This is a genomic window from Microbacterium paraoxydans (assembly GCF_900105335.1).
In the GTDB taxonomy this organism is placed as follows: Bacteria; Actinomycetota; Actinomycetes; order Actinomycetales; family Microbacteriaceae; genus Microbacterium; species Microbacterium paraoxydans.
Map to the genome: position 1 here is coordinate 515783 of NZ_LT629770.1, position 23030 is coordinate 538812.

The 23030-nt window shown below is 70.6% G+C and carries 19 protein-coding genes and 1 tRNA gene; 12 read left to right on the plus strand and 8 right to left on the minus strand.

Annotation, left to right across the window (positions count from 1 at the left end):
* Positions 1-175: 175 nt before the first annotated feature.
* Together BLU02_RS02750 and BLU02_RS17715 are read left to right on the plus strand one after the other, a co-directional pair.
* A complete protein-coding gene (locus BLU02_RS02750; RefSeq protein ID WP_060921900.1) occupies positions 176-1297 on the plus strand; it encodes a COX15/CtaA family protein in 1122 nt (373 codons plus the stop codon).
* Positions 1298-1365: 68 nt separating this feature from the next.
* Positions 1366-1842, plus strand: coding sequence for a hypothetical protein (locus BLU02_RS17715; RefSeq protein ID WP_060921909.1), 477 nt, complete (start codon positions 1366-1368; stop codon positions 1840-1842).
* Here BLU02_RS17715 and BLU02_RS02760 read toward each other — a convergent pair.
* Entirely contained in the window at positions 1788-2693 is a 906-nt protein-coding gene (locus BLU02_RS02760) for a heme o synthase (RefSeq protein ID WP_029989291.1), read from the minus strand. The two genes, BLU02_RS17715 and BLU02_RS02760, sit on opposite strands and share 55 nt — an antisense overlap.
* A gap of 249 nt (positions 2694-2942) precedes the next feature.
* On the opposite strand from BLU02_RS02760, the gene tkt reads away from it, so the two are divergent.
* From tkt to pgl, 6 genes are read left to right on the plus strand one after another with little or no spacing between them, the layout of a single operon-like run.
* Positions 2943-5039: a transketolase gene (tkt, locus tag BLU02_RS02765; RefSeq protein WP_060921910.1), complete on the plus strand. Its 2097-nt coding sequence runs from the start codon at positions 2943-2945 to the stop codon at positions 5037-5039.
* Positions 5036-6148: a transaldolase gene (gene tal / locus BLU02_RS02770; protein WP_060921901.1), complete on the plus strand. Its 1113-nt coding sequence runs from the start codon at positions 5036-5038 to the stop codon at positions 6146-6148. The genes tkt and tal overlap by 4 nt, the downstream gene beginning before the upstream one ends.
* Positions 6145-7752, plus strand: a complete 1608-nt coding sequence (locus BLU02_RS02775; RefSeq protein WP_060921902.1) for a glucose-6-phosphate isomerase — start codon at positions 6145-6147, stop codon at positions 7750-7752. The genes tal and BLU02_RS02775 overlap by 4 nt, the downstream gene beginning before the upstream one ends.
* A gap of 20 nt (positions 7753-7772) precedes the next feature.
* Complete coding sequence (gene zwf / locus BLU02_RS02780; protein WP_025103658.1) at positions 7773-9323, plus strand: glucose-6-phosphate dehydrogenase; 1551 nt, start codon at positions 7773-7775, stop codon at positions 9321-9323.
* Complete coding sequence (locus BLU02_RS02785; protein ID WP_060921903.1) at positions 9320-10255, plus strand: glucose-6-phosphate dehydrogenase assembly protein OpcA; 936 nt, start codon at positions 9320-9322, stop codon at positions 10253-10255. Before zwf ends, BLU02_RS02785 begins: the two co-directional genes overlap by 4 nt.
* A gap of 5 nt (positions 10256-10260) precedes the next feature.
* Positions 10261-11040: a 6-phosphogluconolactonase gene (gene pgl / locus BLU02_RS02790; RefSeq protein ID WP_060921911.1), complete on the plus strand. Its 780-nt coding sequence runs from the start codon at positions 10261-10263 to the stop codon at positions 11038-11040.
* On the opposite strand, the gene BLU02_RS02795 is transcribed toward pgl, so the two are convergent.
* Complete coding sequence (locus tag BLU02_RS02795; protein ID WP_060921904.1) at positions 11034-12074, minus strand: DMT family transporter; 1041 nt, start codon at positions 12072-12074, stop codon at positions 11034-11036. The genes pgl and BLU02_RS02795 overlap by 7 nt on opposite strands.
* 61 nt (positions 12075-12135) lie before the next feature.
* On the opposite strand from BLU02_RS02795, the gene def reads away from it, so the two are divergent.
* Positions 12136-12702 carry a peptide deformylase gene (gene def / locus BLU02_RS02800; protein WP_082750022.1) on the plus strand — a complete coding sequence of 189 codons (567 nt, stop codon included), beginning with the start codon at positions 12136-12138 and terminating at the stop codon, positions 12700-12702.
* A gap of 116 nt (positions 12703-12818) precedes the next feature.
* Entirely contained in the window at positions 12819-13334 is a 516-nt protein-coding gene (locus BLU02_RS02805) for a septum formation family protein (protein ID WP_060921905.1), read from the plus strand.
* A gap of 64 nt (positions 13335-13398) precedes the next feature.
* Here the strand turns inward: BLU02_RS02805 and BLU02_RS02810 are convergent, their stop codons facing one another.
* Positions 13399-14811 carry a PucR family transcriptional regulator gene (locus BLU02_RS02810; RefSeq protein WP_060921906.1) on the minus strand — a complete coding sequence of 471 codons (1413 nt, stop codon included), beginning with the start codon at positions 14809-14811 and terminating at the stop codon, positions 13399-13401.
* Positions 14812-14925: 114 nt separating this feature from the next.
* Here BLU02_RS02810 and BLU02_RS02815 point away from each other — a divergent pair, with 114 nt between their 5' ends.
* Together BLU02_RS02815 and BLU02_RS02820 are read left to right on the plus strand one after the other, a co-directional pair.
* Positions 14926-16023, plus strand: coding sequence for an alcohol dehydrogenase catalytic domain-containing protein (locus tag BLU02_RS02815; protein WP_025103665.1), 1098 nt, complete (start codon positions 14926-14928; stop codon positions 16021-16023).
* A gap of 44 nt (positions 16024-16067) precedes the next feature.
* Complete coding sequence (locus BLU02_RS02820; protein ID WP_060921907.1) at positions 16068-17504, plus strand: APC family permease; 1437 nt, start codon at positions 16068-16070, stop codon at positions 17502-17504.
* Positions 17505-17622: 118 nt separating this feature from the next.
* Here the strand turns inward: BLU02_RS02820 and BLU02_RS02825 are convergent.
* The 5 genes from BLU02_RS02825 to dusB form a co-directional block, all read right to left on the minus strand.
* Positions 17623-17698: transfer RNA gene (locus tag BLU02_RS02825), tRNA-Asn, on the minus strand.
* Between the two features lie 97 nt (positions 17699-17795).
* Positions 17796-18569 (minus strand): ATP-binding cassette domain-containing protein, encoded by a 774-nt coding sequence (locus BLU02_RS02830; RefSeq protein WP_025103667.1) that lies wholly within the window; start codon positions 18567-18569, stop codon positions 17796-17798.
* Between the two features lie 36 nt (positions 18570-18605).
* The gene (gene dnaG / locus BLU02_RS02835) at positions 18606-20474 is read right to left on the minus strand and encodes a DNA primase (protein ID WP_025103668.1); all 1869 of its coding nucleotides are present in this window, start codon (positions 20472-20474) and stop codon (positions 18606-18608) included.
* Complete coding sequence (locus BLU02_RS02840; RefSeq protein WP_060922172.1) at positions 20474-21859, minus strand: deoxyguanosinetriphosphate triphosphohydrolase; 1386 nt, start codon at positions 21857-21859, stop codon at positions 20474-20476. The genes dnaG and BLU02_RS02840 overlap by 1 nt, the downstream gene beginning before the upstream one ends.
* The gene (gene dusB / locus BLU02_RS02845; RefSeq protein WP_025103670.1) at positions 21849-23003 is read right to left on the minus strand and encodes a tRNA dihydrouridine synthase DusB; all 1155 of its coding nucleotides are present in this window, start codon (positions 23001-23003) and stop codon (positions 21849-21851) included. Before dusB ends, BLU02_RS02840 begins: the two co-directional genes overlap by 11 nt.
* Positions 23004-23030: the final 27 nt, after the last annotated feature.

Sequence of the window (23030 nt, forward strand, 5' to 3'; positions counted from 1 at the left end):
CGTCGAGTCTGCGGGAGCGGGTGCCGTTGGTGGGGCCCTCATCACGGGCGCTTCCATCGCGCCTAAACTGTTGACGATGCTTCAGCGCTGTCAGCGCTCATCGCAACAATCCGATTCTACAGGTTCCGCCTGACGGACGGGCCGTGCGCCACGTCTTCGACGGGCCGGAGGACTTATGCCCGAGACGACCATCCCCGCCCCCTCGACGACCAGGGCGACCGCCTCCCCCCGCTCCGCGGTGTGGGGTCGCGCGCTCACCGTCTTCGCGTGGCTGTCGTTCCTCAGCGAGACGATCATCATCGGCACCGGCGGCGCCGTGCGGCTGACCGGATCCGGCCTCGGCTGCACCGAGTGGCCGCTGTGCACGCCCGAGTCGCTCGTCCCGATCGTCGAGGTGCAGGGCATCCACGGGATGATCGAGTTCGGCAACCGGCTGATGACCGGCGTCGTCGGGATCATCGCGATCGCCGTCGTCCTGCTCGTCCTGCACACCATCAGCGGCCGCCGGGCGCTCATCGACGCCCTGTGGTTCGCCGTCGGCGGTCTCGCCGGCGCGGCCGTCGCCTTCGTCCTGGTCTCGCTCACCGACTTCCCGGCGTTCCCCGTCGCCTCCGCCGTGCTCCTGATCGCGGTGATCGCGGCGGCGGTCCACTCGGTGCGCACGACGCCCGCCCGACGGGATCTCGTCCTCCTCGCCTGGCTCGTGCTGATCGGCGTCGTCGCGCAGGCCCTGGTCGGCGGCATCACCGTGCTCACGGGCCTGAACCCCTTCATCGTCGGGTTCCACTACACGTCGTCGCTCCTGCTCGTCTGCATCACCGCCGCGTTCCTCGTGCGGCTGGCGACTCCGGAAGGACCGCGCGAGCGGGCCGTCCCCACCTGGTTCGCGATTGTGACGCACGTCACCGGCCTCGCCCTCGCCGTGACCATCCTGTTCGGCGTGCTGACGACCGGATCGGGCCCGCACTCGGGCGACGCCGACGTGCTGCGCCGCGGCTTCGACGCCACGGTCCTCGCCCACGTCCACTCCTGGCCGGGCTACATCCTCGCCGCGCTCGTGCTCTTCCTGACGGTGTCCGCCTGGGTCCTGCGCCTCGAGCCCCGCCGGTGGCTGCTCGTCCTCGTCATCGCGATCCTCGTGCAGGTGGCCGTCGGCGTCTGGCAGGCGCGGGAGGGGCTGCCGCCCGTGCTCGTGGGCATCCACATGGTCCTGGCATCGCTGTCGGCCGCGACCTACACGGTCGTCGTGCTGCACCTCAAGCGCACCGCGTCCGTCGCACCCGCCCCCGTCGACTGACCTGCCGCACAGACGATCCATAGCGCGCGCACCGGGCGCTCATCACCGCATCGACCATCGTGGTCGACATGAACAAGACACTCACCCGCAGCGCCGGGTTCTGGCTCCTCATCGTCGTCTCCCTCGCCGCGGTCGGGGTCGGCGGCTGGATGATCGCCGGACAGATCGGCACGATGACGACCACCCTGATGGACGGCACCGCCACCGGTGTCGAGGTGTACGTCGGTCAGTCGCTCGTCGTCGTCGGCGCGGTCGTCCTCGGTGCGGGCCTTGTGGGCCTGCTCCTGTCGCTCGGCCTCGTCGCCGCGCGCACGCTGGTCGCCTCCCCGATCGCCCCCGCGCCGATCGTCGAGCGCGAGGAGCCGATCATCCAGGACGAGGCGGTCGAGACGGTCTCAGTCCCGCGCGACGAACCCGCTCTCCGGACCGCCGATGCAGAGGCGCAGGTCGATGCGGAGCCTCAGGCCGACGAGCCCCAGGCCGACGAGGATCAGAAGGGCAGCAGCGGGTCGATCGCCACGGCGACGAACAGCAGCGTCAGGTAAGTGATCGAGGCGTGGAAGACTCGCATCGGCCGCGCCTCGGTCCCCCGGACCGCCTGGTTGTACAGGCGGTGCGACTCATAGATGAACCAGCCGCCGAACACCAGGGCGGAGACGGTGTAGACGAGGCCCATGCCGGCGATCGGCACGAGCAGCAGCGAGCAGGCGACCGTGGCCCACGCGTACAGGATGACCTGCAGGCCGACCTGCGACGCGTTGCGGGTGACGCCGAGCATGGGCACGTCGACATCGTCGTAGTCGTCCTTGTACTTCATGGACAGCGGCCAGTAGTGCGGCGGCGTCCAGAGGAAGACGAGCAGGAAGAGGATGAAGGCGGGCCAGTCGAGCGACCCGGTGACGGCAGACCAGCCGATGAGGACCGGGAAGCACCCCGCGATGCCGCCCCAGATGATGTTCTGCTCGGTGCGGCGCTTGAGGATCATCGTGTAGATCACGACGTAGAAGAAGATCGCGGAGGCCGACAGGATCGCCGTGAGCGGGTTCGTGGTGAACCAGAGCCACACGGTCGACACGATCGCGAGCGTCCACGAGAAGATCAGGGCGCCGCGCGGACTGACCTCGCCGGTCACGAGCGGCCGGTTCTCCGTGCGGTGCATGTGCGCGTCGATGTCGCGGTCGAGGTACATGTTGAACGCGCCGGCCGAACCGGCGCTCATCGATCCGCCGATGACCGTCGCGAGGACCAGCCAGAGATCGGGCAGTCCGCCCTGCGCGAGGAACATGACCGGAACGGTCGAGACGAGGAGGAGTTCGAGGACCCGGGGCTTCGTCAGAGTGACGTAGGCGCTCACCGTGCGACCGATGGACGACTTCCGTACGGTCTGATCAGACATCGTCGAGATCTCGATCGCCTCCTCCGCGCGCGTTACCGGACAACCTCTCCAGTGTATGACACGCCGTGACGCGTTCCGCGCCTTCTACCCCTCAGCCGCCGCGACCGTCCCCGCTATGCTGAGAGCACTCGCGCGCCCGGTGCTGCGCACAACCCCGCCCGTCTCCTGGACGATGCGGGATGCGCCAGGGAAGTTGCGGATGCGCCAGGGAATACCGGCGCCCTCGAAACTGTCGGAAAGGGCATGAACGTGTCGGAATTGCAGTGGGACGAGATCGATCGACGCGCGGTGGACACCGCCCGGATCCTGGCGGCCGATGCGGTCGAGAAGGTCGGCAACGGTCATCCCGGCACGGCGATGAGTCTGGCTCCCGCCGCCTATCTGCTCTACCAGCGGGTGCTGCGGCATGACCCGACCGACACCGACTGGCTCGGCCGTGACCGCTTCATCCTGTCGGTCGGCCACTCGTCGCTGACGCAGTACGTGCAGCTCTACCTCGGCGGGTTCGGGCTCGAGCTCGACGACCTCAAGGCGCTCCGCACCTGGGGCTCGAAGACCCCCGGACACCCCGAGTACGGCCACACCAAGGGCGTCGAGATCACGACGGGCCCGCTGGGCCAGGGCCTCGCCTCGGCAGTCGGCTTCGCGTACGCCGCCCGCTACGAGCGCGGCCTCTTCGACCCCGAGGCCGCAGCGGGCACGAGCCCGTTCGACCACTTCGTCTACGTGATCGCGGGCGACGGCGACCTGCAGGAGGGCGTCACCAGCGAGGCCTCCTCGCTCGCCGGCCACCAGCAGCTCGGCAACCTCATCGCGATCTACGACTCCAACCAGATCTCCATCGAGGACGACACGAACGTCGCCTTCACCGAGGACGTCGCCGCTCGCTACGAGGCCTACGGCTGGCACGTGCAGACCGTGGACTGGAAGAGGACCGGCGAGTACGTGGAGGACGTCGCCGAGCTCCACGCCGCGATCGAGGCGGCCAAGGGCGAGACCGACAAGCCGTCGCTCATCATCCTCAAGACCATCATCGGCTGGCCGGCCCCCGGTAAGCAGAACACCGGGAAGATCCACGGATCAGCACTCGGAGCCGACGAGCTCGCCGCCACCAAGAAGGTCCTCGGGTTCGACCCGGAGCAGACCTTCGTCGTCGCCGATGACGTGCTGGAGCGCACCCGCGGCCTCGCGGAGCGCGCCGCCGAGGCCCGCGCCGCCTGGCAGGAGTCGTTCGACGCCTGGGCGGCCGCCAACCCCGAGCGCAAGGCCCTGCTCGACCGCGTCGAGGCGCACGAGCTTCCCACCGACATTGCGGACGCGCTCCCGGTGTTCGAAGCCGGCAAGGACGTCTCCACCCGCGCCGCGTCCGGCCAGGTCATCAACGCGCTGGCGGCGCAGCTCCCCGAGCTCTGGGGCGGCTCCGCCGACCTCGCCGAGTCGAACCTCACGACGATCAAGGACGCACCGTCGTTCATCCCCGCCGAGTGGTCGACGCACGAGTGGTCGGGCACTCCGTACGGCCGGGTGCTCCACTTCGGCATCCGCGAGCACGCCATGGGTGCGATCGTCAACGGCATCGTGCTGCACGGGCCCACGCGCGCCTTCGGGGGCACGTTCCTCATCTTCAGCGACTACATGCGTCCGGCCGTGCGCCTTGCCGCGCTGATGAACGTGCCGAGCGTCTTCGTCTGGACGCACGACTCGGTCGCCCTCGGCGAGGACGGCCCGACGCACCAGCCGATCGAGCAGCTCGCGACGCTGCGCGCGATCCCGAACCTGGCCGTCGTCCGTCCGGCGGACGCCAACGAGACGGCCGCCGTGTGGCTCGAGATCCTCCGGCGCCACGAGGGCCCGGCCGGCATCGCGCTGACCCGCCAGAACATCCCGGTGTTCCCGCGCGGCGAGGGCGAGGCTTCGGGCGATACCTTCGCCTCGGCCGCCCAGGCTGCCAAGGGCGCCTACGTCCTGGCCGAAGCGCCGAACGGCACGCCGGACGTCATCATCGTGGCCACCGGCTCCGAGGTGCAGCTCGCGGTGAACGCCCGCGAGGTGCTCGCCGGCGAGGGCGTGAACGTCCGCGTCGTCTCCGCCCCCTCGCTGGAGTGGTTCGCAGAGCAGGACGAGGCCTACCGCGAGAGCGTGCTGCCGTCGTCCGTCACCGCCCGCGTCTCGGTCGAGGCCGGTTCCGTGCTCACGTGGCGCGGCATCGTCGGCGACCGCGGCCGGTCCGTCGGCATCGACCACTTCGGCGCCTCCGCCGACTACAAGACCCTCTTCGAGAAGTTCGGCATCACCACCGAGGCCGTCGTCGCGGCCGCCCGCGAGACCATCAAGGAGAACGCATGAGCACCCCCACCGCCCAGCTCGCCGCCGCCGGCGTCAGCATCTGGCTCGACGACCTCTCGCGCACCCGCATCTCCTCCGGCAACCTCGCCGAGCTGATAGCGTCGCGCAACGTCGTGGGCGTCACCACGAACCCGACCATCTTCGCGAACGCGATCACGGACAAGAACGACACGTCCTACGACGCGCAGGTCACCGAGCTCGCCGCGTCCGGAGCCTCCGCCGAGGACGCCGTGTTCGCCGCGACGACCCAGGACGTCCGTGCCGCGCTCGACGTCTTCCGCCCGGTGTGGGAGGAGTCCGGCCACGTCGACGGTCGCGTCTCGATCGAGGTCTCCCCCGACCTCGCCCACGACACCGACGGCACCGTGGCGCAGGCCAAGGAGCTGTGGGACCGGATCGACCGGCCCAACCTCCTCGTGAAGATCCCGGCGACCAAGGCCGGCCTCCCGGCCATCACCGAGGCGATCGCGAACGGCATCAGCGTCAACGTGACCCTCATCTTCAGCCTGGAGCGCTACGCCGAGGTCATCGAGGCGTACCTCACCGGCCTCGAGCGTGCCAAGGAGGCGGGCATCGATCTGTCGACCATCCACTCGGTGGCCTCGTTCTTCGTCTCCCGGGTGGACACGGAGACGGACAAGCGCCTGACCGCGATCGGCACGGACACCGCCGCCGCGCTGAAGAGCAAGGCGGGACTCGCGAACGCCCGACTCGCCTACGAGCTCTTCGAGAAGACGTTCGCTGAGAAGGGCGCGCAGGATCTCCTCGCCGCCGGCGCCAACGTCCAGCGCCCGCTGTGGGCGTCCACTGGCGTGAAGGACCCGGCGCTGCCGGACACCCTCTACGTCACGGAGCTCGTCGCGGACGGCGTCGTGAACACGATGCCGGAGAAGACCCTCGAGGCGACGTTCGACCACGCCGTCGTCACGGGAGACACCATCACCGGCGGCTACGAGGAGGCCCGCGAGGTCTTCGCCGGGCTCGCCGAGGTGGGGGTCGACTTCGACGCCGTCACCGAGGTGCTCGAGGAGGAGGGGGTCGCGAAGTTCATCGACTCCTGGCACGATCTGCTCGCGCAGGTCACCGAGGCTCTGGAGGCGCAGCGATGACCTTCGCCATCCACGCATCGGGCGCGGCGCGCGTCGCGATCGAGGAGACCGTGCCCGCCCTGGTCCACGACCTCGTCGCCTCCCGCATCACCGGTGGCGACGCCACGCTCTGGGGTCCGGCCGCCGAGGCCGAGGCTTCGGTCCGCCTCGGCTGGGTCGAGGCCGTCTCGGTCTCCCGCCCGCTGGTCGCGGAGATCGTCGCGCTGCGCGAGGAACTCGCGGCGAAGGGCGTCACCCGCGTGGTGCTGGCCGGAATGGGCGGCTCGTCGCTCGCTCCCGAGGTCATCGCGCAGACGTCCGGCGTCCCGCTCACGATCCTCGACTCCACCGCCCCGGGGCAGGTGCTCGCCGCGCTCGACGAGGGGCTCGCCGAGACGGTCCTCGTCGTGTCGTCGAAGTCGGGCTCCACGGTCGAGACCGACTCGCAGCGCCGGACCTTCGAGGCCGCCTTCCGCGACCTCGGCATCGATCCCACCGAGCGGATCGTCGTGGTCACCGACCCCGGCTCCCCGCTCGACGCCTCGGCGCGCGAGGCCGGCTACCGGGTCTTCAACGCCGACCCGAACGTGGGCGGCCGCTACTCGGCGCTGACCGCCTTCGGCCTCGTCCCGTCTGGACTCGCCGGCGTCGACATCGACGAGCTGTTGGACGAGGCCGAGGCCTCGCTGCTCGAGGTGGCCGTGGACTCCGCCGACAACCCCGCCCTCCGTCTCGGGGCGGCGATCGCCGCCACCAACCCCCGCCGCGACAAGCTGGGCCTGATCACCGACGGCACGCACATCAAGGGGCTGCCGGACTGGATCGAGCAGCTGATCGCGGAGTCCACGGGCAAGGAGGGCACGGGCATCCTCCCGGTCGTCCTGCTCCCGGTCTCGCCGGAGCTCGACCCGGTCCCCGCCGATCTCCAGATCGTGCGTCTCGTCGATGACGCCAACGAGTTCCACCTGCACGAGCGGCACGAGGGCGAGATCCTCGTCAGCGGCACGCTCGGCGCGCAGTTCATCGTCTGGGAGTACGCGACGGCCATCGCCGGGCACCTCCTCGGCATCAACCCGTTCGACCAGCCCGACGTGGAGTCGGCCAAGGTCGCCGCCCGGGGCCTGCTCGACGCACGCCCGGAGCCCACGGCGCCCGCGTTCGTCGAGAACGGCGTCGAGGTGCGAGTCTCCGATCCCGCACTCGCCGTGTCGGGAACCGTCGAAGGCGTACTGGACGCTCTCTGGGCTCAGCTCCCCGCCGACGGCTACGTGTCCATCCAGGCCTACGTCAACCGCCTCGAGGTACCGCAGCTCCAGGGCCTGCGCGAGCTCGTCGCCGCCGACTCCGGGCGCCCGACCACGTTCGGCTGGGGACCGCGCTTCTTGCACTCCACGGGCCAGTACCACAAGGGCGGCCCCGCCCAGGGCGTGTTCCTGCAGATCCTGGAGCGCACGGACGTGGATCTCGAGATCCCCGACCGGCCGTTCACGTTCGGGCAGCTCATCCAGGCGCAGGCGGCCGGTGACGCGGGTGTGCTCGCGGAGCACGGACGGCCCGTCGTCTCCCTGACGATCACCGAGTCCTCGGACGACGTGCTCGCCCTCTTCGAAGCCGCACAGAAGTAACCGCAGGAGAGCCCCCACCGATGTCTGTACCCATCTCGCGCGGGCACAACCCGCTGCGCGACCCCGACGATCGTCGTCTCAACAGGATCGCGGGGCCCAGCGCCCTCGTGATCTTCGGCGTGACGGGTGATCTGTCCCGCAAGAAGCTCATGCCGGCGGTCTACGATCTCGCGAACCGGGGGCTCCTGCCCCCGGGCTTCGCGCTCGTGGGCTTCGCCCGCCGCGACTGGGAGGACCAGGACTTCGCCCAGGTTGTCTACGACGCGGTGAAGCAGCATGCCCGCACGCCGTTCCGCGAGGAGACCTGGACGCAGCTGCTCCAGGGCATCCGGTTCGTCTCCGGCGAGTTCGACAACCCCGACTCCTTCCGCAAGCTGCGGGAGACCGTCGAGAAGCTCGACGTGGAACGCGGGACCATGGGCAACCACGCCTACTATCTCTCGATCCCGCCGAAGGACTTCCCGCTCGTCGCGAAGCAGCTCAAGGACTCGGGGCTCGTGGGCGAGGACGCGGACGACGACGAGCGCTGGCGGCGCGTCGTCATCGAGAAGCCGTTCGGGCACGACCTCGAGTCGGCGCGCGCTCTCAACGCAGCCCTCGAGGTGGCGTTCCCCGCCGACTCGATCTTCCGCATCGACCACTACCTCGGCAAGGAGACGGTGCAGAACATCCTCGCGCTGCGCTTCGCGAACGAGCTGTACGAGCCGATCTGGAACCGCAACTACGTCGACCACGTGCAGATCACGATGGCCGAGGACATCGGCGTCGGCGGTCGTGCCGGGTACTACGACGGGATCGGCGCCGCCCGCGACGTCATCCAGAACCACCTGCTCCAGCTCCTCGCGCTCACGGCGATGGAGGAGCCCATCAGCCTCTCCGCGGAGCATCTGCGGGCCGAGAAGGAGAAGGTCCTCGCCGCGGTGCACGTGCCGGAGGATCTCTCCCTCGCCACGGCGCGCGGACAGTACGCCGGCGGCTGGCAGGGCGGTGAGAAGGTCACCGGCTTCCTCGACGAGGAGGGGATGAACCCCGAGTCGACGACGGAGACCTACGCGGCCATCAAGCTGGAGATCGACACCCGACGCTGGGCCGGCGTGCCGTTCTACCTGCGGACGGGCAAGCGCCTCGGCCGTCGCGTGACGGAGATCGCCGTGGTGTTCAACCGTGCGCCGCAGCACCTGTTCGGCCGCGGCAACGCCTCGGAGCTCGGGCAGAACGCCCTCGTGATCCGCGTCCAGCCCGACGAGGGCGTGACGATCCGCTTCGGCTCGAAGGTGCCGGGCAACGGCACGAACGTCCGCGACGTGACGATGGACTTCGGCTACGGCCACGCGTTCACGGAGGCGAGCCCGGAGGCGTACGAGCGTCTGATCCTCGACGTCCTCCTGGGCGACCCTCCGCTGTTCCCGCGGCATGAGGAGGTCGAGCTCTCCTGGAAGATCCTCGACCCGGTGGAGAAGTACTGGGCCGCCCAGGGCGGTCCGGTGGAGCAGTACGCGCCCGGCTCGTGGGGACCGGCCTCGGCCGACGACCTGCTGGCCCGCGACGGACGAGTCTGGAGACGCCCGTGATCATCGACCTTCCCGACACGACCGTCAGCCAGGTCGCCAAGCAGCTCGTCAAGGTGCGCGAGGAGGGTGGCGCCGTCGCCCTCGGCCGCGTCCTCACCCTGGTCATCGCGGCCCGCAAGGGCGTCGCGGAGGCCGCGATCGACGCGGCGAACGATGCGTCGCGCGAGCACCCGATGCGTGTGATCGTGCTGACCACCGGCGACGGCGAGTCCCGCCTCGACGCGCAGATCCGCGTGGGCGGAGACGCCGGGGCCAGCGAGGTCGTCGTGCTGCACGCGCACGGCGCCGCCGCGAGCAACGAGGAGAGCCTGCTCACCGGACTGCTCCTGCCGGACGCCCCGGTGGTGGCGTGGTGGCCGGACGAGGCCCCCACCTCTCCAGCGACGTCGCCGCTCGGCCGCATCGCCCAGCGCCGGATCACCGACGCCGCCACGTCCCCAGATGTGCGCGACCGCCTCGCCCTCCTCGGGCGCACGCACGCTCCCGGCGACACCGACCTCGCCTGGACGCGCCTCACGCACTGGCGCGAGCAGCTCGCCGCGGTGCTGGACCAGCCGCCGTACGAGACCATCACCGCCGTCGAGGTCCGGGGTGGGAGCGCCTCGCCCTCCACGGCACTGCTCGCCGCGTGGCTGCAGATGGCACTGGACGTGCCGGTGCGGTGGTCGTACGAGGACCCGGAGCACTGGCAGGAGGGCATCAAGTCGGTGCGCCTCACCCGGGAGTCCGGCGACATCCTCCTCGAGCGCCCGTCGCCCGGCGTCGCCGTCCTCACCCAGCCGAACCAGCCCGACCACGATCTCCACCTGCCGCGGCGGACGCTGCGCGAGTGCCTCGCGGAGGAGCTGCGCAGGCTCGACCCCGACGTCCTGTACGGTCGAGTGATCACGGAGGGCTGGGAGAAGCTCGGTCCGCCCGAGACAGGAGAGTGACCTCGATGCCGGGATCGTCCGCAGAGAAGCGGGTCGTGGTCGAGGCCACCCCCGCCGCCCTCGCCCTCCGGGTCGCCGATCGCTTCCTCACCCGTGTCCGCGCGCGGACACGCAACGGCCGTCTGGCTCACGTCGCCCTGACGGGCGGCTCGATGGGCGGTGCCGTCCTGCGCGCTGTCCGGGACAACCCGCGGTCCGCTGAGATCGACTGGTCCCTCGTGCACTTCTGGTGGGGTGACGAGCGCTTCGTCCCGCAGGAGGACGCGGACCGGAACGCCCTCCAGTCGCGGGAGGCGCTGCTCGACCACATCGACGTCCCCGCGGAGAACGTGCACGAGGTCGCCGCCTCGGACAGCGGTCTCGACCTCGATGAGGCCGCCGCAGCGTACGCCGCCGAGCTCGCCCGCTTCGGCACCGAGGACCACCCGTGGCCGTCGTTCGCGGTGTGCTTCCTCGGCGTCGGTCCCGACGGCCACATCGCTTCGCTCTTCCCGGACCGGGAAGAGGTCACCGTGACCGATGCCGCGGCGCTGCCCGTGCGGGACTCCCCCAAGCCCCCGGCCGAGCGGGTCACCCTCACCCGCCCGGTCCTGAACGCCTCCAAGCGCGTCTGGCTCGTGCTCACGGGTGCCGACAAGGCATCGGCGCTCGGCCTCGCTCTCGCCGGCGCCAGCTACACGAGCGTTCCCGCAGCCGGGGCGAAGGGCCGCAAGCGGACGGTCTTCTTCGTCGACGAGGCCGCGGCATCCGAGGTCTCCCCCGACCTCATCGACCAGGCCTACTGAGCGTCCGGGCCGCGTGTCTCACGCGGGTCCGGCTGCTCCGGCGCACCCGATGCGGGAGCAGCCGGCGGGGTGGCGGGATCGCTCCCCCGGGTGATGCCGAGCTCCTGGCTCTCGCTGAGGACCTGCGGGTGGAACCGGGCGAGCCCGACGACGCCCCAGACGGCGATGCTGCCGGCGACGCCGAAGATGATGAAGACCCACCACGGAGCCGCCGCGGCCTCACCGAGTACGAGCATGCCGATGAGCACGGCCACCATGGGGTCGACCACCGTCAGACCGGCGATGACGAGGTCCGGCGGACCGGAGCTGTAGGCGGTCTGCACGAAGTACGCGCCGACGGCACCCGCCGAGAGCAACGCGAGCAGGCAGACCGCGGTGATCCATTCGAACTGGCCGGCCTCGATGCGCTTGATGATGACCTTCGCGAGGGTGGCGACGAAACCGTAGAGGATGCCGGCGCCGATGATGTAGAACAGCGCCCGCATCCGGTGCCGGAGGATGAGCCAGCACGCCCCGAGCACGATGATCACGACGAGCAGGATCGCGAGGATGACGAACAGCTCGCGGTCCGTGACCTCCTTCTCCGTGGCGTAGATCGCGGCGAAGAACACGAAGAGGAAGATGCCGCCGACACAGGCGATGATCGCGGTGAGCGACTGCCGCGTGGGGGCGTGACCGGAGATGCGGGCGTTGAGCAGCGTCGTGATGACCAGCGCGATGGCGCCGAGAGGCTGCACCACGATGAGCGGTGCTTTCACGAGCGCCGCGAGCTGGCAGACGATCGCGAGTCCCAGCATGAGCGTCCCGATCACCCAGGACGGGCGGGTGAACAGGCGCTTGAGCTGATCGAAGCTGAGGCCGGCGGCGCCGTCGGAGCCGCTGAGCCGCTCGACCTTCTCCACGCCCCGGTGCTGGTACTGCGCGCCGAGCGACATGAACACGGCACCGGCGAGAGCCAGCGGGATCCCGAGGAGCAGGTCCGGGTTCTGGAACGCGCCGACAAGCTGGTCGCCGACGTCCTCGACCGTCCCCATCCACACCCCTGCGCTCACAGTACGACCCTACCCGGAGAGTGCCGCGGACTAGGGTTGTGACGTGGCTGTCCTTCCGATTCGCATCATGGGCGATCCCGTCCTGCACTCCCCCGCCTCCCCCGTCGAGGCGATCACCGACGAGATCCGCACCCTCGTCGCCGACATGTTCGAGACCATGGACGCCGCGCCCGGCGTCGGTCTCGCCGCCCCTCAGGTGGGGGTGCCGCTGCGGATCTACACGTACTCCTACGTCGACGACGACGACCAGCCGTGGCGCGGTGTGCTCATCAACCCCGAACTGTGGATGACGCCGACGGAACCGGGCGCGCCGGACCCCGAGCTGGAGTCCGAGGGCTGCCTGTCCTTCCCGGGCGAGCGGTTCCCCCTGCGCCGGTCCGACCGCGTGCGGGTGACGGCGACGGATCTGGACGGCAGCCCGGTCACGCTGGAGGTGGACGGCTGGCGCGCTCGCATCATGCAGCACGAGTTCGACCACCTCGACGGCGTGCTCTACATCGACCGCCTCTCGGACTCCGACTGGAAGACGACGCAGAAGATCGCTCGCAAGCGCGGCTGGGGACGCCCGGGGGCCAGCTGGCTCCCCGGAGTGGATGACCTCGAGGGCTGATCCCATTCAGCCCACGCACAGCATCCTTCAAGTTGCGTCATAGACTCCGGGCACTATAGCGTGTTCGCGGCGGGGATATTCAGCATGCCCCGCGTCACGCTCTGAAGGGGAAATCCATGATGAAGTCGCGCACCCGTCGCGCACTCGTGCTCACCGGTTCGGCTGTCGCCGTCTCGCTCGCCCTCACCGGCTGCAGCGCGATCAACAGCATCCTCGGCGGCGGTCGCGCCGACGCCGACCGCGACGAGGAGACCGGTCAGGTCACCGAGAGCGCGAACATCGACGTGTTCTCCGTGAAGCTCGGCGACTGCATGCTCGAGACCGGCTCCGGGATGCTCACCGACGCGAACGTCGTGCCGTGCTCCGAGCCGCACGACGAAGAGGTCTTCTACGAGATCAAGATGGACGACGGCGAGTACTCGGAGGACGCCATCAGCGCCGCGTCCGAGGAGTGCATCGGCGACGCGTACACGTCCTTCGTCGGCGTCTCGTACCAGGAGTCCGCCCTGGACGTGACCACGCTCACCCCCAGCAAGGACTCGTGGGAGCAGGCCAACGACCGCGTGATCCAGTGCATCATCATCGACCCGGCCGGACAGGTCGAGGGATCGCTCAAGGGCGCCGCTCGCTGATCAGACCGCACCTTCACGAAGGGCTCCGCCGCGAGGCGGGGCCCTTCGTCGTCCGTGCCACGGCTCAGCCGTCCGCGGCACGGAGAGCGAGCCACGCCGCGACGCGGTCGTCCGGATCGGACAGCGAGAGGCCCGTGAGGTCCTCGATCCGTCGGACGCGGGTCGTCAGCGTCTGCCGGTGGATGCGCAGTCGCGCCGCGCTCTCGCTCCACGCCCCGTTGCACGTGAGGAACACCCGGAGCGTGTCGAGGAGCTCGGCCGGCCGCTCGGCTGCGCGCAGCGGGTCGAGCAGACGCGCAAGGCGCGTGGTCTGATCCGGGTCCAGCGCCCCGAGCACGAACGACACCGTCGGAATGGCCTCGTAGCGGACCACGCGTTCGCCGCCGGTGCGCGCGGCCTCGCAGGCGTGCCGCGCCTCGTCGATGCTGCGGGCGAGGGCATCCGTACCCGCCGGTCGGCCGAGACCGAGGTAGAGCGTCGAGGCGAACGCCCTGGCGCGATGCGCGATCTGGTCGGCATGGTCCTCGCGCACGACGCCCTGCACGATTCCCCGTTGCGACGTGAAGACGTGCTCGGCGCCGAGCTCGTCGAGCCAGAGACCGAGCAGATGCTCGACGTCGACACCGCTGGTGCGGGACGCGAGCGCGAAACCCACCAGCACGCGCTCGTGCACGCCCCAGCGGCGGAGCAGACGAGTGGCCTCCTCCCCTCCCTCGCGGACGGTCTCGAACATCATCGAGCGGCCGAGGCGCTCCAGCTGGCTGCTGTCCCGGGTGCGCATCAGGAGATCGAGCAGCGCCGCGGCCTGCGAGCTCAGTTCGCGACCGCGGCCGGAGCTGTCGTTGCGCGGAGCGGTCACGAGCTGCGCGGTGATGTCCTGGCCAGGACCGACCGGGTGCACCTGCAGGGCGCGATGGCGCACCCGCACCGGTCGGCCGACGGCGACGGCGATCGCATCGTCGATGTGCAGGCTTCCTGCTCCTGCGGTCGTGATGACCTCGCCATGCCGATCCAGGAGCACCGCCCACCCGTCGATGCGGTGCGCCAGCTCCGCGATGACGCCGGTGATGCCGCTGCGCCGCGCCGCCAGCGTGAGCACCCGCATCGCCGAGGTGATGGCGCGAGCCTCCGCCGCCTGATCGACGGCGAGGAGCGAGGTCAGCGTCGGTACCACCAGCGGCGGTGACAGGGGGACCCCGACGATGGCCGTGAACCCCGCGTCCCGCACGGCTTCGCGAAGACGGGGGCTGTCGTCGCTCGTGACCACCACGGTCTCCCCCAGCGCGGCACGGCGGTCGCCGCCGACGCCGAGGAGCGCGGCCTCTTCGGCTACGACGAGCGTCGCGTGGAGCGGATCCACCGGCGGACCGAAGTCGTCGAGGGGAAGGACCGCGTTGACCGGCCGCGCTCCGGGAACAGCGCCCGGCAGCAGTTCCGCCCGGAGATACCTGGCCACGGAGGCGACGTCACGAGCCACCCTCCGATCATACAGATTGTCGAAGAGCAGCCGCTCTGTTCACGCTTCTGTCGGATGCCGAGGGCTTCCGCTCTCTCCTAGCATCGTGCGCATCCCCACTTCCCGAAGGATGTCATGAAAGCTGTTGTCTTCCGCGACCCCCAGTCGCCCATCGAGTTCGTCGACGTCGACCTCGCTCCGCCCCGCGCCGGTGAGGTGCGCGTACGCATCGCCGCCGCCGGTGTCTGCCACTCCGACCTGCACGTCAAGCGCGGCGAGTGGGACGCCGCCGCTCCCCTGGTCATGGGCCACGAGGGCTCCGGCGTCGTCACCGAACTGGGCGAGGGCGTCACCACGCTCGCTGTCGGCGACCACGTCGTGCTGAGCTGGGTGCCGCCGTGCGGCGAGTGCCGCTACTGCCGCGCCGGTCACGAGGCCCGCTGCCAGAAGGTCGCCACCGTGGTCGCTCCCCTCGGCGTGCTCTTCGACGGCACGTCGCGGCTGAGCCGCGACGGCGAGCAGCTGCACCACTACCTGGGTGTGTCGTCCTTCGCGGAGGAGGTCGTCGTCCCCGCATCCGGAGCCGTGAAGGTCCGCGACGACGCGCCCCTCGACGTCATCGCCGTGGTCGGCTGCGCTGTCGCGACCGGTGTCGGCGCCGTCCTGAACACCGCCGCCGTAGAACCCGGATCGACCGTCGCCGTGATCGGCTGCGGGGGCGTGGGCCTCAACGTCGTCCAGGGCGCCCGACTCGCCGGTGCCGAGCGCATCGTCGCGATCGACGTGCGGCCGGAGAAGACGCAGATGGCCCTGCAGTTCGGGGCCACGGACCGCATCGACGCCTCCCAGGGCGACGCCGTGGCGCAGCTGCGGGAGCTCATCCCGGACGGCGTCGACTACGCCTTCGACGCGATCGGACGCACCTCCACGACCGAGCAGTCCATCCAGATGCTCGGACTCGGCGGCGCCGCGGTCATCGTCGGGCTGCCGCCCACGGGAGCACGCGCCTCGTTCGAGCCGCTCGTCCTCGCCGAGGCCGACCAGCGCATCCTCGGCTCGAACTACGGCTCGGTGCGGCCGTCGATCGACGTCCCCGCGCTCGTGGACCGCTACATGGACGGGCAGCTCAAGATCGATCCGTTGATCTCCGGTCGCCGTCCGCTCTCCGAGGCCGCCGCCGCCCTGGACGACCTCGACGGCGGCTCGGCACTGCGTACCCTCCTCATCCCCTGACCGCCGCGCGCGGCCCATCCCTGAAACCCGAAACCAGGAGAACCATGTCAGACACCGTCGTCGCCCCGCCCGGCGGCCCGCAGGATGCCGGGCTCCGCACCGGCGTCATGAGCGGACCCGAGCTCGCCGCCCAGGCCATCGCCAACATCGCCCCCAGCGCCGTCATCGCCTTCACGGCCGCCGCCATCTTCCTCGGCGCCGGGAACGGCACCATCTACGCCTTCGCACTGGCCACCATCGTGATCCTGTGCGTCGGATACTGCGTGGTGGTGTTCGCTCGCAAGCACGCCTCGGCAGGCTCGCTGTACACCTACGTGTCGAAGGGCCTCGGCCCGTTCGGCGCCTTCCTCGCCGGGGTCACCCTGCTGATCGGCTGCTTCGGCATCGCGGCGGCCTCCCTCAGCGGCTCGGTCAGCTACATGGGGCAGTTCCTGAGCATGCTGGGCCTGCCCGCCCAGGGGCTTGGCTGGGACATCGGCCTGGCGATCCTGCTCGGTGGCCTGGCGACGCTGTTCACCATCCGCGGCATCCGTCTGTCCGCCCGGGTCTCGCTCGTCCTCGAGCTGCTCTCCGTCGGCATCATCCTGGTGCTCCTCATCGCGGCGCTCGCGTGGGCGGGTCCCTCCGCCTGGGACCCCGCGCAGGTCCTCGCGACCGGCTCATCGTTCCAGGGCATCGCGTCCGGCATGGTGCTGGGCATCCTGGGCTTCGTCGGCTTCTCCTCTGCGGACGCCCTCGGCCGCGAGGCCAAGGAGCCGTACAAGGCGATCCCCCGCGCCATCATGTGGAGCGCCCTCGGCGTCGGCGTGCTCTACGTCTTCGCCGCGTACACGCAGATCGCGGTCCTCGGCGACGACCTCGCCACCGCCGCGAGCCCGCTGGAGAGCATGTCCGCCCTCATCGGCATGCCGGGCTGGTTCGCGGCCGTGCTCACGTTCGGCGTCTCGGCGTCGTTCTTCGCGGTCGTCGTCGCCCCGCTCAACGTGATCGGCCGCATCGTCTACGTGATGGGCAAGGAAGGCGTCGTCGCGGAGCGCTTCGGACGCACCCACGAGCAGCACCTCACGCCGCACCGCGTGCTCATCCTCGCCGGTGCCGCGGCGATCACGGTCGACATCGTGCTACTGGTGGCGGGAGCGGCGACGGGCGACATCCTCGTCTGGGTCAACACCTGGGGCACCTACGGCTACATGGTCGCCTACGCCCTCGTCGCCATCGCGTGCGTGGTCTACACGCAGCGGGCCAAGATGCGGAACGGTCTGGTGAAGGTGTGCGCCACGGTCGCGGTCGTGACGATGGCGTACGTCTTCTTCGCGAACGTGTGGCCCGTGCCCGCCTTCCCGTACAACGTGATCCCGTACGTGTTCCTCGTGACCGTCGCCCTCGCGCTCACCCGGTACGCCTACCTCGCCCGGCGTCGCCCTGACGTCATCGCCCGGATCGGCAACACCGAGACGAGCGCCATGGAGGGCGTCGGCTGAACCGTCCTCTTCGACAGGAAGAGCCCCTCCGCGAGGAGGGGCTCTTCCTGTATCCGGGCGTGCCGCCGAGCGGTCCGGGAACGGAAGAAGCCCCCTCCGTGGAGGGGGCTTCTCTCGTTGGCTCCCCGGCTTGGACTCGAACCAAGAACCTGCCGGTTAACAGCCGGCTGCTCTGCCAATTGAGCTACCGAGGAATGTGCGCCGCGGTGCGGGCAACTCGTCAAGCTTAGCAAACTCGAGACGCTGTTCGTGACACCGGGCCGCCTTCCGCGCCCCTCGGGCGTGTCGCGCTCAGCGGCGGGAATCCGACTCCGCATTCGGCACCCAGAGCAGGTCCTTGCCGACGCCCCGCGCGACGACGTGGCCCCCGCGCAGCATGAGCGTCTCGGCGTTCAGCTCCCGGATGAAGTCCGCGTCGTTGGTGACGAGGAGAGCCGCCATCCCCTCCTCCTTGCGGCGCCGGGTGATGGCGTCGAAGACGACCGGTCGCACCTCCAGATCGAGGTTCGCGAGGATCTCGTCGGCGATGAGCACCCGCGGCTCCAGCACGAAGGAACGGGCGATCGCGACCCGCTGGCGCATGCCCGCGCTGAGCTCATAGGGGAACTTCGCGGCGGTCCCGAGCGGCAGGTGGAGCTCATCCAGAAGCGTCGCCACCCGGATGGAGAGCGCCCGGGTGTTGACGCGCTTCTCCCGGATGAGGATCGGCTCGGCGATGACCTCGTTGACCGTCAGCTGCGGCGGCAGATCCGCCCCGGCACCTTGCGGCACGAAGCCCGTGCGGTAGGTGAGGATGCGGTGCTTGCGACCCGGACGACGGATGTCGATGCCGCAGACCTGCGCCCGGCCGCCGACGACACGCACCGAGGGATCCGTGGAACCCGCGAGCGCGGCGACGAGGGTCGACTTCCCCGAGCCGGTCGGCCCCGCGACGCAGATGAGCCCGCCAGGGGCGAGCGAGAACGTCACGCCGTCGACCGCGCGATTCGGCGTGCCGTGACCGATCCGGTCGATGACCAGATCGGAGCACTCGATCGCGTTCGAGGATTCGGGCGTGCGGGGCATATGTCCATCCTGCCGTCTCGTCCGGGAGCGTTCCGGTTACGACTCGGCGAAGAACCGCTGCCGCTCCACGTCGATGTCCCGCAGCCGCACCCGCAGCGCGCGCCCGCCGTCGGAGTCGGCAGGGACGCGCTGGACCGCGCCCAGCAGCTCCTGCTTCTCGTGCTCGAGCTGCCGCACCACCAGCCGTCGGGCGAGATCCGTCGCCGACGCCACCGCGCCGGCCTCGTCTCGTGCCGGGAACGGCGTCATCAGCAGCTCGCCCGCGAGCGAGCGGTACGGCTCGCGCACGCTGTTCACCGCGTCCGTCACCCAGCCGGGACGGCTGCGATCGGGGGCGGCGGCGACCGCCTCGCGCACGGCATCGAGGCCGGGCGTGCGGAACGGCTCCGCGAGCGCTCGCGTCAGCAGCGCCGCATCGATCTGGTGACCGTACTGCAGGGCTCCCATGAGCGCATCGCGCTCCACGGCGACGTCGGGCGAACGGGGCAGGCTGGCGAGCGTCACGGCCGCGACGACCGGCCCGCCCGTGGCGGGATCGACCCGCGGCGCGGCCTCCCGACGGGCCTGAGGAGCGGCCGCCTGCGCACCGCGCGCGGCGCGCTCGACCTCCCCATGCACCTCGGTCGGGTCCATGCCGAGTCGGCGTGCGAGTACCCGCTCGTAGCCGGGGCGCAGCAGGCGGTCGCGGATCTCCGCCACGATCGGGGCCGCGGCACGGAGGGCGCCGACCCGGCCCTCGACCGTGGAGAGGTCGAAACCCGCGAGCTTGCGGTCGATGGCGAACTCGAACATCGGCTGCTTCGCGTCCATGAGGCCGCGCACCGCCGCGTCCCCGCGCTGCAGCCGGAGGTCGCACGGGTCGAGGCCGTCCGGGGCGACCGCGACGAAGGTCTGCGCGTTGAACCGGTCGTCCTCCGTGAACGCCCGCAGCGCGGCCTTCTGTCCCGCCTCGTCGCCGTCGAAGGTGAACACCACCTCACCGGACGCGTTGTCGTCGCCCATGACCCGGCGGAGCACCTTGATGTGCTCGGCGCCGAACGCGGTGCCGCAGGTCGCGACCGCGGTCGTGAGCCCGGCGAGGTGGCAGGCCATCACGTCGGTGTAGCCCTCGACGACCACGACCCGGCGCGGGTCGCCGCGGGCGATGTCGCGCTTGGCGAGGTCGAGCCCGTAGAGCACCTGGGCCTTCTTGTAGATCGGGGTCTCGGGGGTGTTGAGGTACTTGGGGCCCTGGTCGTCGTCGAACAGCTTGCGGGCGCCGAAGCCGATCGTCTGCCCCGACACGTCCCGGATCGGCCAGACGAGGCGGCCGCGGAACCGGTCGTACACACCGCGCTGTCCCGTGGAGACGAGTCCTGCGGTGCTCAGCTCCTCGCGCGTGAAGCCCTGGGCGGTCAGCGCCTTGAGCATGCCGTCCCATCCCCGAGGGGCGAAGCCGACGCCGAAGTGCGCCGCCGCCCCGGCGTCGAAGCCGCGCTCCCCGAGGAACCGGCGGGCCGCCTCCGCATCCGGCGACAGCAGCTGGGACCGGAAGAACTCCGCCGCGGCCGTGTTCGCCGCGTACAGCCGGCTGCGGCCACTGGTCTCCGGCGCCGCCCCTCCGTCCTCGTAATGCAGGGTGTAGCCGATGCGGCCCGCGAGCCGCTCGACCGCCTCCGTGAAGCTCACGTGGTCCATCGCGCGGAGGAAGGAGTACACGTCGCCCGACTCCCCGCAGCCGAAGCAGTGGTAGTAGCCGACCTGCTGACGCACGTGGAAGCTGGGGCTCTTCTCGTCGTGGAACGGGCACAGTCCCTTGAGGGACCCCACCCCCGCCGACTTGAGGGCGACGCGCTCCCCCACGATGTCCGCGATGTTGGTGCGGGCCTTGACCTCGTCGACGTCGGCCTGCCGGATGCGGGGCATCAGCGGGCGCCTTCTGCGACGGGCCGCCTCTCGACAGGCGTGCGCGCGCCGGGGCGCGCATGACGCGGCGTCCAGATGCCGACCTCCGCCGGGTCGATCTCCCCGACCAGGCGGTTGTGCCAGTCGATCGCACTCTGATCGGTCAGGCTCGCGATCTGATCCACGACGACCCGCGCCCGCTCCGCGTCGCTCTCGGCGGCGACGAAGTCGGCGGCGAACGCGGGCTCCAGCACGTCCGCGCCGGCCGACCACAGGGTGTCGGTCGACCACAGGGCGTCGGCCAAGCGCTTCAGCACTCGGCGCTGCTCCTTGTAGACGCCCTTCCTGGCATCGATCGTGACGATCGCCTGACCCATGATCCCCTTGAGAACCGCGATCTCGACCTCGACGACGCGAGGCACGATCACGTGCGCGTTGTAGCGGACCAGGCGCGTGCCCCCGAACGCCTCCCGGGTGGCCGCGACCGCCGCGCGCGCGAACCGGCCGATGAGGTCGCTGGTGAGGTTCTTGAGCCGGGCGAGATCCTGTCGGGAACGATCGAAGGACGCCAGCCACATCGGCTGCGAGGCGAGCCGATAGAGGGCGTCGGCGAGTTCGTCGCGCGTGAAGTCGTAGCCGACCCACTGCTGGATCCGGCTGAGCAGGGCCTCGTGCGCCGCCGGGTCGGCGAGCTGCGCGACGTCGACGTAGCCGTTGACGATCGCGTCCTCGAAGTCGTGCACCGAGTAGGCGATGTCGTCGGAGAGGTCCATGATCTCGGCCTCGATGCAGCGCAGCCGCCCCGGTGCTCCGTCGCGCATCCAGCGGAACACGGCCTCGTCCTCCGGGTACACGCCGAACTTGAGCCGACCCCCCGGGTCGGGGACGGGGCTGTCGACGGTCCACGGATACTTGCAGGTCGCGTCGAGACTCGCCCGCGTGAGGTTCAGGCCGACGGAGGAGCCGTCGGCGTCGAGCACCTTCGCCTCCAGCCGGGTGAGGATGCGCAGCGACTGGGCGTTGCCCTCGAAGCCGCCGATGGCCGCCGCCCACTCGTTCAGCGCCCGCTCGCCGTTGTGGCCGAACGGCGGGTGGCCGAGGTCATGGCTCAGGCACGCGGTGTCCACCACGTCCGCGGAGACCCCGAGCGCCGCGGCGAGCTCCCGGCCGACCTGCGCGACCTCGAGCGAGTGGGTCAGACGGTTGCGGGCGAAGTCGGCCGTGCTGGCGGGGCTGAGCACCTGCGTCTTCGCGGCGAGCCGCCGCAGAGCCGCCGAGTGCAGCACGCGCGCGCGGTCGCGGGCGAAGTCGTCCCGCTCGGAACGATGGGTCTCCGCGATGAAGCGCTCCGCGTCGCGCGGGTCATAGCCGTCGGCGCGCGCGCCGACCCGGGGGTCATCCGCCACTGTTCTCGATCTCCGCTCCACGCATCATCTCCGACGCCGACGAGGCGAGCTCGCGCGACTCCAGCCACTTCTCCGGAAGAGCCGTCTTCTTCGGGTGTCCCGCGCGGCCGCGCTGCCCTTCGGCGTCCGCGCCGGGGTACGGAGCCGCACGGTCGAGTCGGCCCAGGAGGTCGTCGATCTCCTGCAGGCTCGACGCGGTGGCGAGGCCCGTGCGGATGTCTCCGCCCACCGGGTAGCCCTTGAAGTACCAGGAGACGTGCTTGCGGATGTCGCGGCAGCCGCGGTCCTCGTCCTCGAAGAACTCGACGAGCAGCTCCGCGTGCCGACGGAAGGCGTCGGCGACGAAGCCGAGCGTCGCATCGACCGTCTTGCCTTCTCCCCCGAACGCGAGGGCGAGCTGCCCGAACAGCCACGGCCGTCCCAGGCACCCGCGGCCGACGACCACGCCGTCGCAGTCGGTCTCCGCCATCATGCGCACGGCGTCGTCCGCCGACCAGATGTCGCCGTTGCCCAGCACGGGAATGCTGGTCACGGCCTGCTTGAGCTCGCCGATCGCGCTCCAGTCGGCGTGACCGGAGTAGAACTCGCTCGCGGTCCTGGCGTGCAGCGCCACGGCGGCGGCTCCAGCGTCCTCGGCGGCCCGCCCGGCGTCGAGGAACGTGAGGTGGTCGCGGTCGATGCCCTTGCGCATCTTCACCGTCAACGGGATGTCGCCGGCGGCCTTCACGGCCTGATCGACGATGTCGGCGAAGAGCTTCGACTTCCACGGCAGCGCCGCTCCGCCGCCCTTGCGCGTCACCTTCGGGACCGGGCAGCCGAAGTTGAGGTCGATGTGGTCGGCGTGGTCTTCCGCGACGATGATGCGGACGGCCTCGGCGATGGTCTTCGGATCGACGCCGTAGAGCTGGATGGACCGCGGTGTCTCCGACTCGTGGTGCCGGATCAGTCGCATGGTCGTCTCGTTGCGTTCGACCAGCGCGCGCGAGGTGATCATCTCGCTGACATAGAGGCCGGCCCCGTACTCCCGGCACAGGCGTCGGAAGGCCGTGTTCGTGATCCCGGCCATCGGCGCGAGGACGACCGGCACGTCGAGGTCGATCGGGCCGATGCGGAGGGGGCGGGCGGGGGCGGTGGCGAGAGTCATGGCGTGTCCATTCTCCCAGACCCGGAG

Coding starts and splice junctions, on each gene's coding strand:
- zwf (WP_025103658.1), top strand. CDS start 7,773: ATGTCTGTACCCATCTCGCGCGGGCACAACCCGCTGCGCGACCCCGAC.
- BLU02_RS02760 (WP_029989291.1), bottom strand. CDS start 2,693: ATGTCTGATCAGACCGTACGGAAGTCGTCCATCGGTCGCACGGTGAGC.
- BLU02_RS02795 (WP_060921904.1), bottom strand. CDS start 12,074: ATGGGGACGGTCGAGGACGTCGGCGACCAGCTTGTCGGCGCGTTCCAG.
- BLU02_RS17715 (WP_060921909.1), top strand. CDS start 1,366: ATGAACAAGACACTCACCCGCAGCGCCGGGTTCTGGCTCCTCATCGTC.
- pgl (WP_060921911.1), top strand. CDS start 10,261: ATGCCGGGATCGTCCGCAGAGAAGCGGGTCGTGGTCGAGGCCACCCCC.
- BLU02_RS02775 (WP_060921902.1), top strand. CDS start 6,145: ATGACCTTCGCCATCCACGCATCGGGCGCGGCGCGCGTCGCGATCGAG.
- BLU02_RS02820 (WP_060921907.1), top strand. CDS start 16,068: ATGTCAGACACCGTCGTCGCCCCGCCCGGCGGCCCGCAGGATGCCGGG.
- BLU02_RS02815 (WP_025103665.1), top strand. CDS start 14,926: ATGAAAGCTGTTGTCTTCCGCGACCCCCAGTCGCCCATCGAGTTCGTC.
- tal (WP_060921901.1), top strand. CDS start 5,036: ATGAGCACCCCCACCGCCCAGCTCGCCGCCGCCGGCGTCAGCATCTGG.
- BLU02_RS02805 (WP_060921905.1), top strand. CDS start 12,819: ATGATGAAGTCGCGCACCCGTCGCGCACTCGTGCTCACCGGTTCGGCT.
- dusB (WP_025103670.1), bottom strand. CDS start 23,003: ATGACTCTCGCCACCGCCCCCGCCCGCCCCCTCCGCATCGGCCCGATC.
- dnaG (WP_025103668.1), bottom strand. CDS start 20,474: ATGCCCCGCATCCGGCAGGCCGACGTCGACGAGGTCAAGGCCCGCACC.
- BLU02_RS02750 (WP_060921900.1), top strand. CDS start 176: ATGCCCGAGACGACCATCCCCGCCCCCTCGACGACCAGGGCGACCGCC.
- BLU02_RS02830 (WP_025103667.1), bottom strand. CDS start 18,569: ATGCCCCGCACGCCCGAATCCTCGAACGCGATCGAGTGCTCCGATCTG.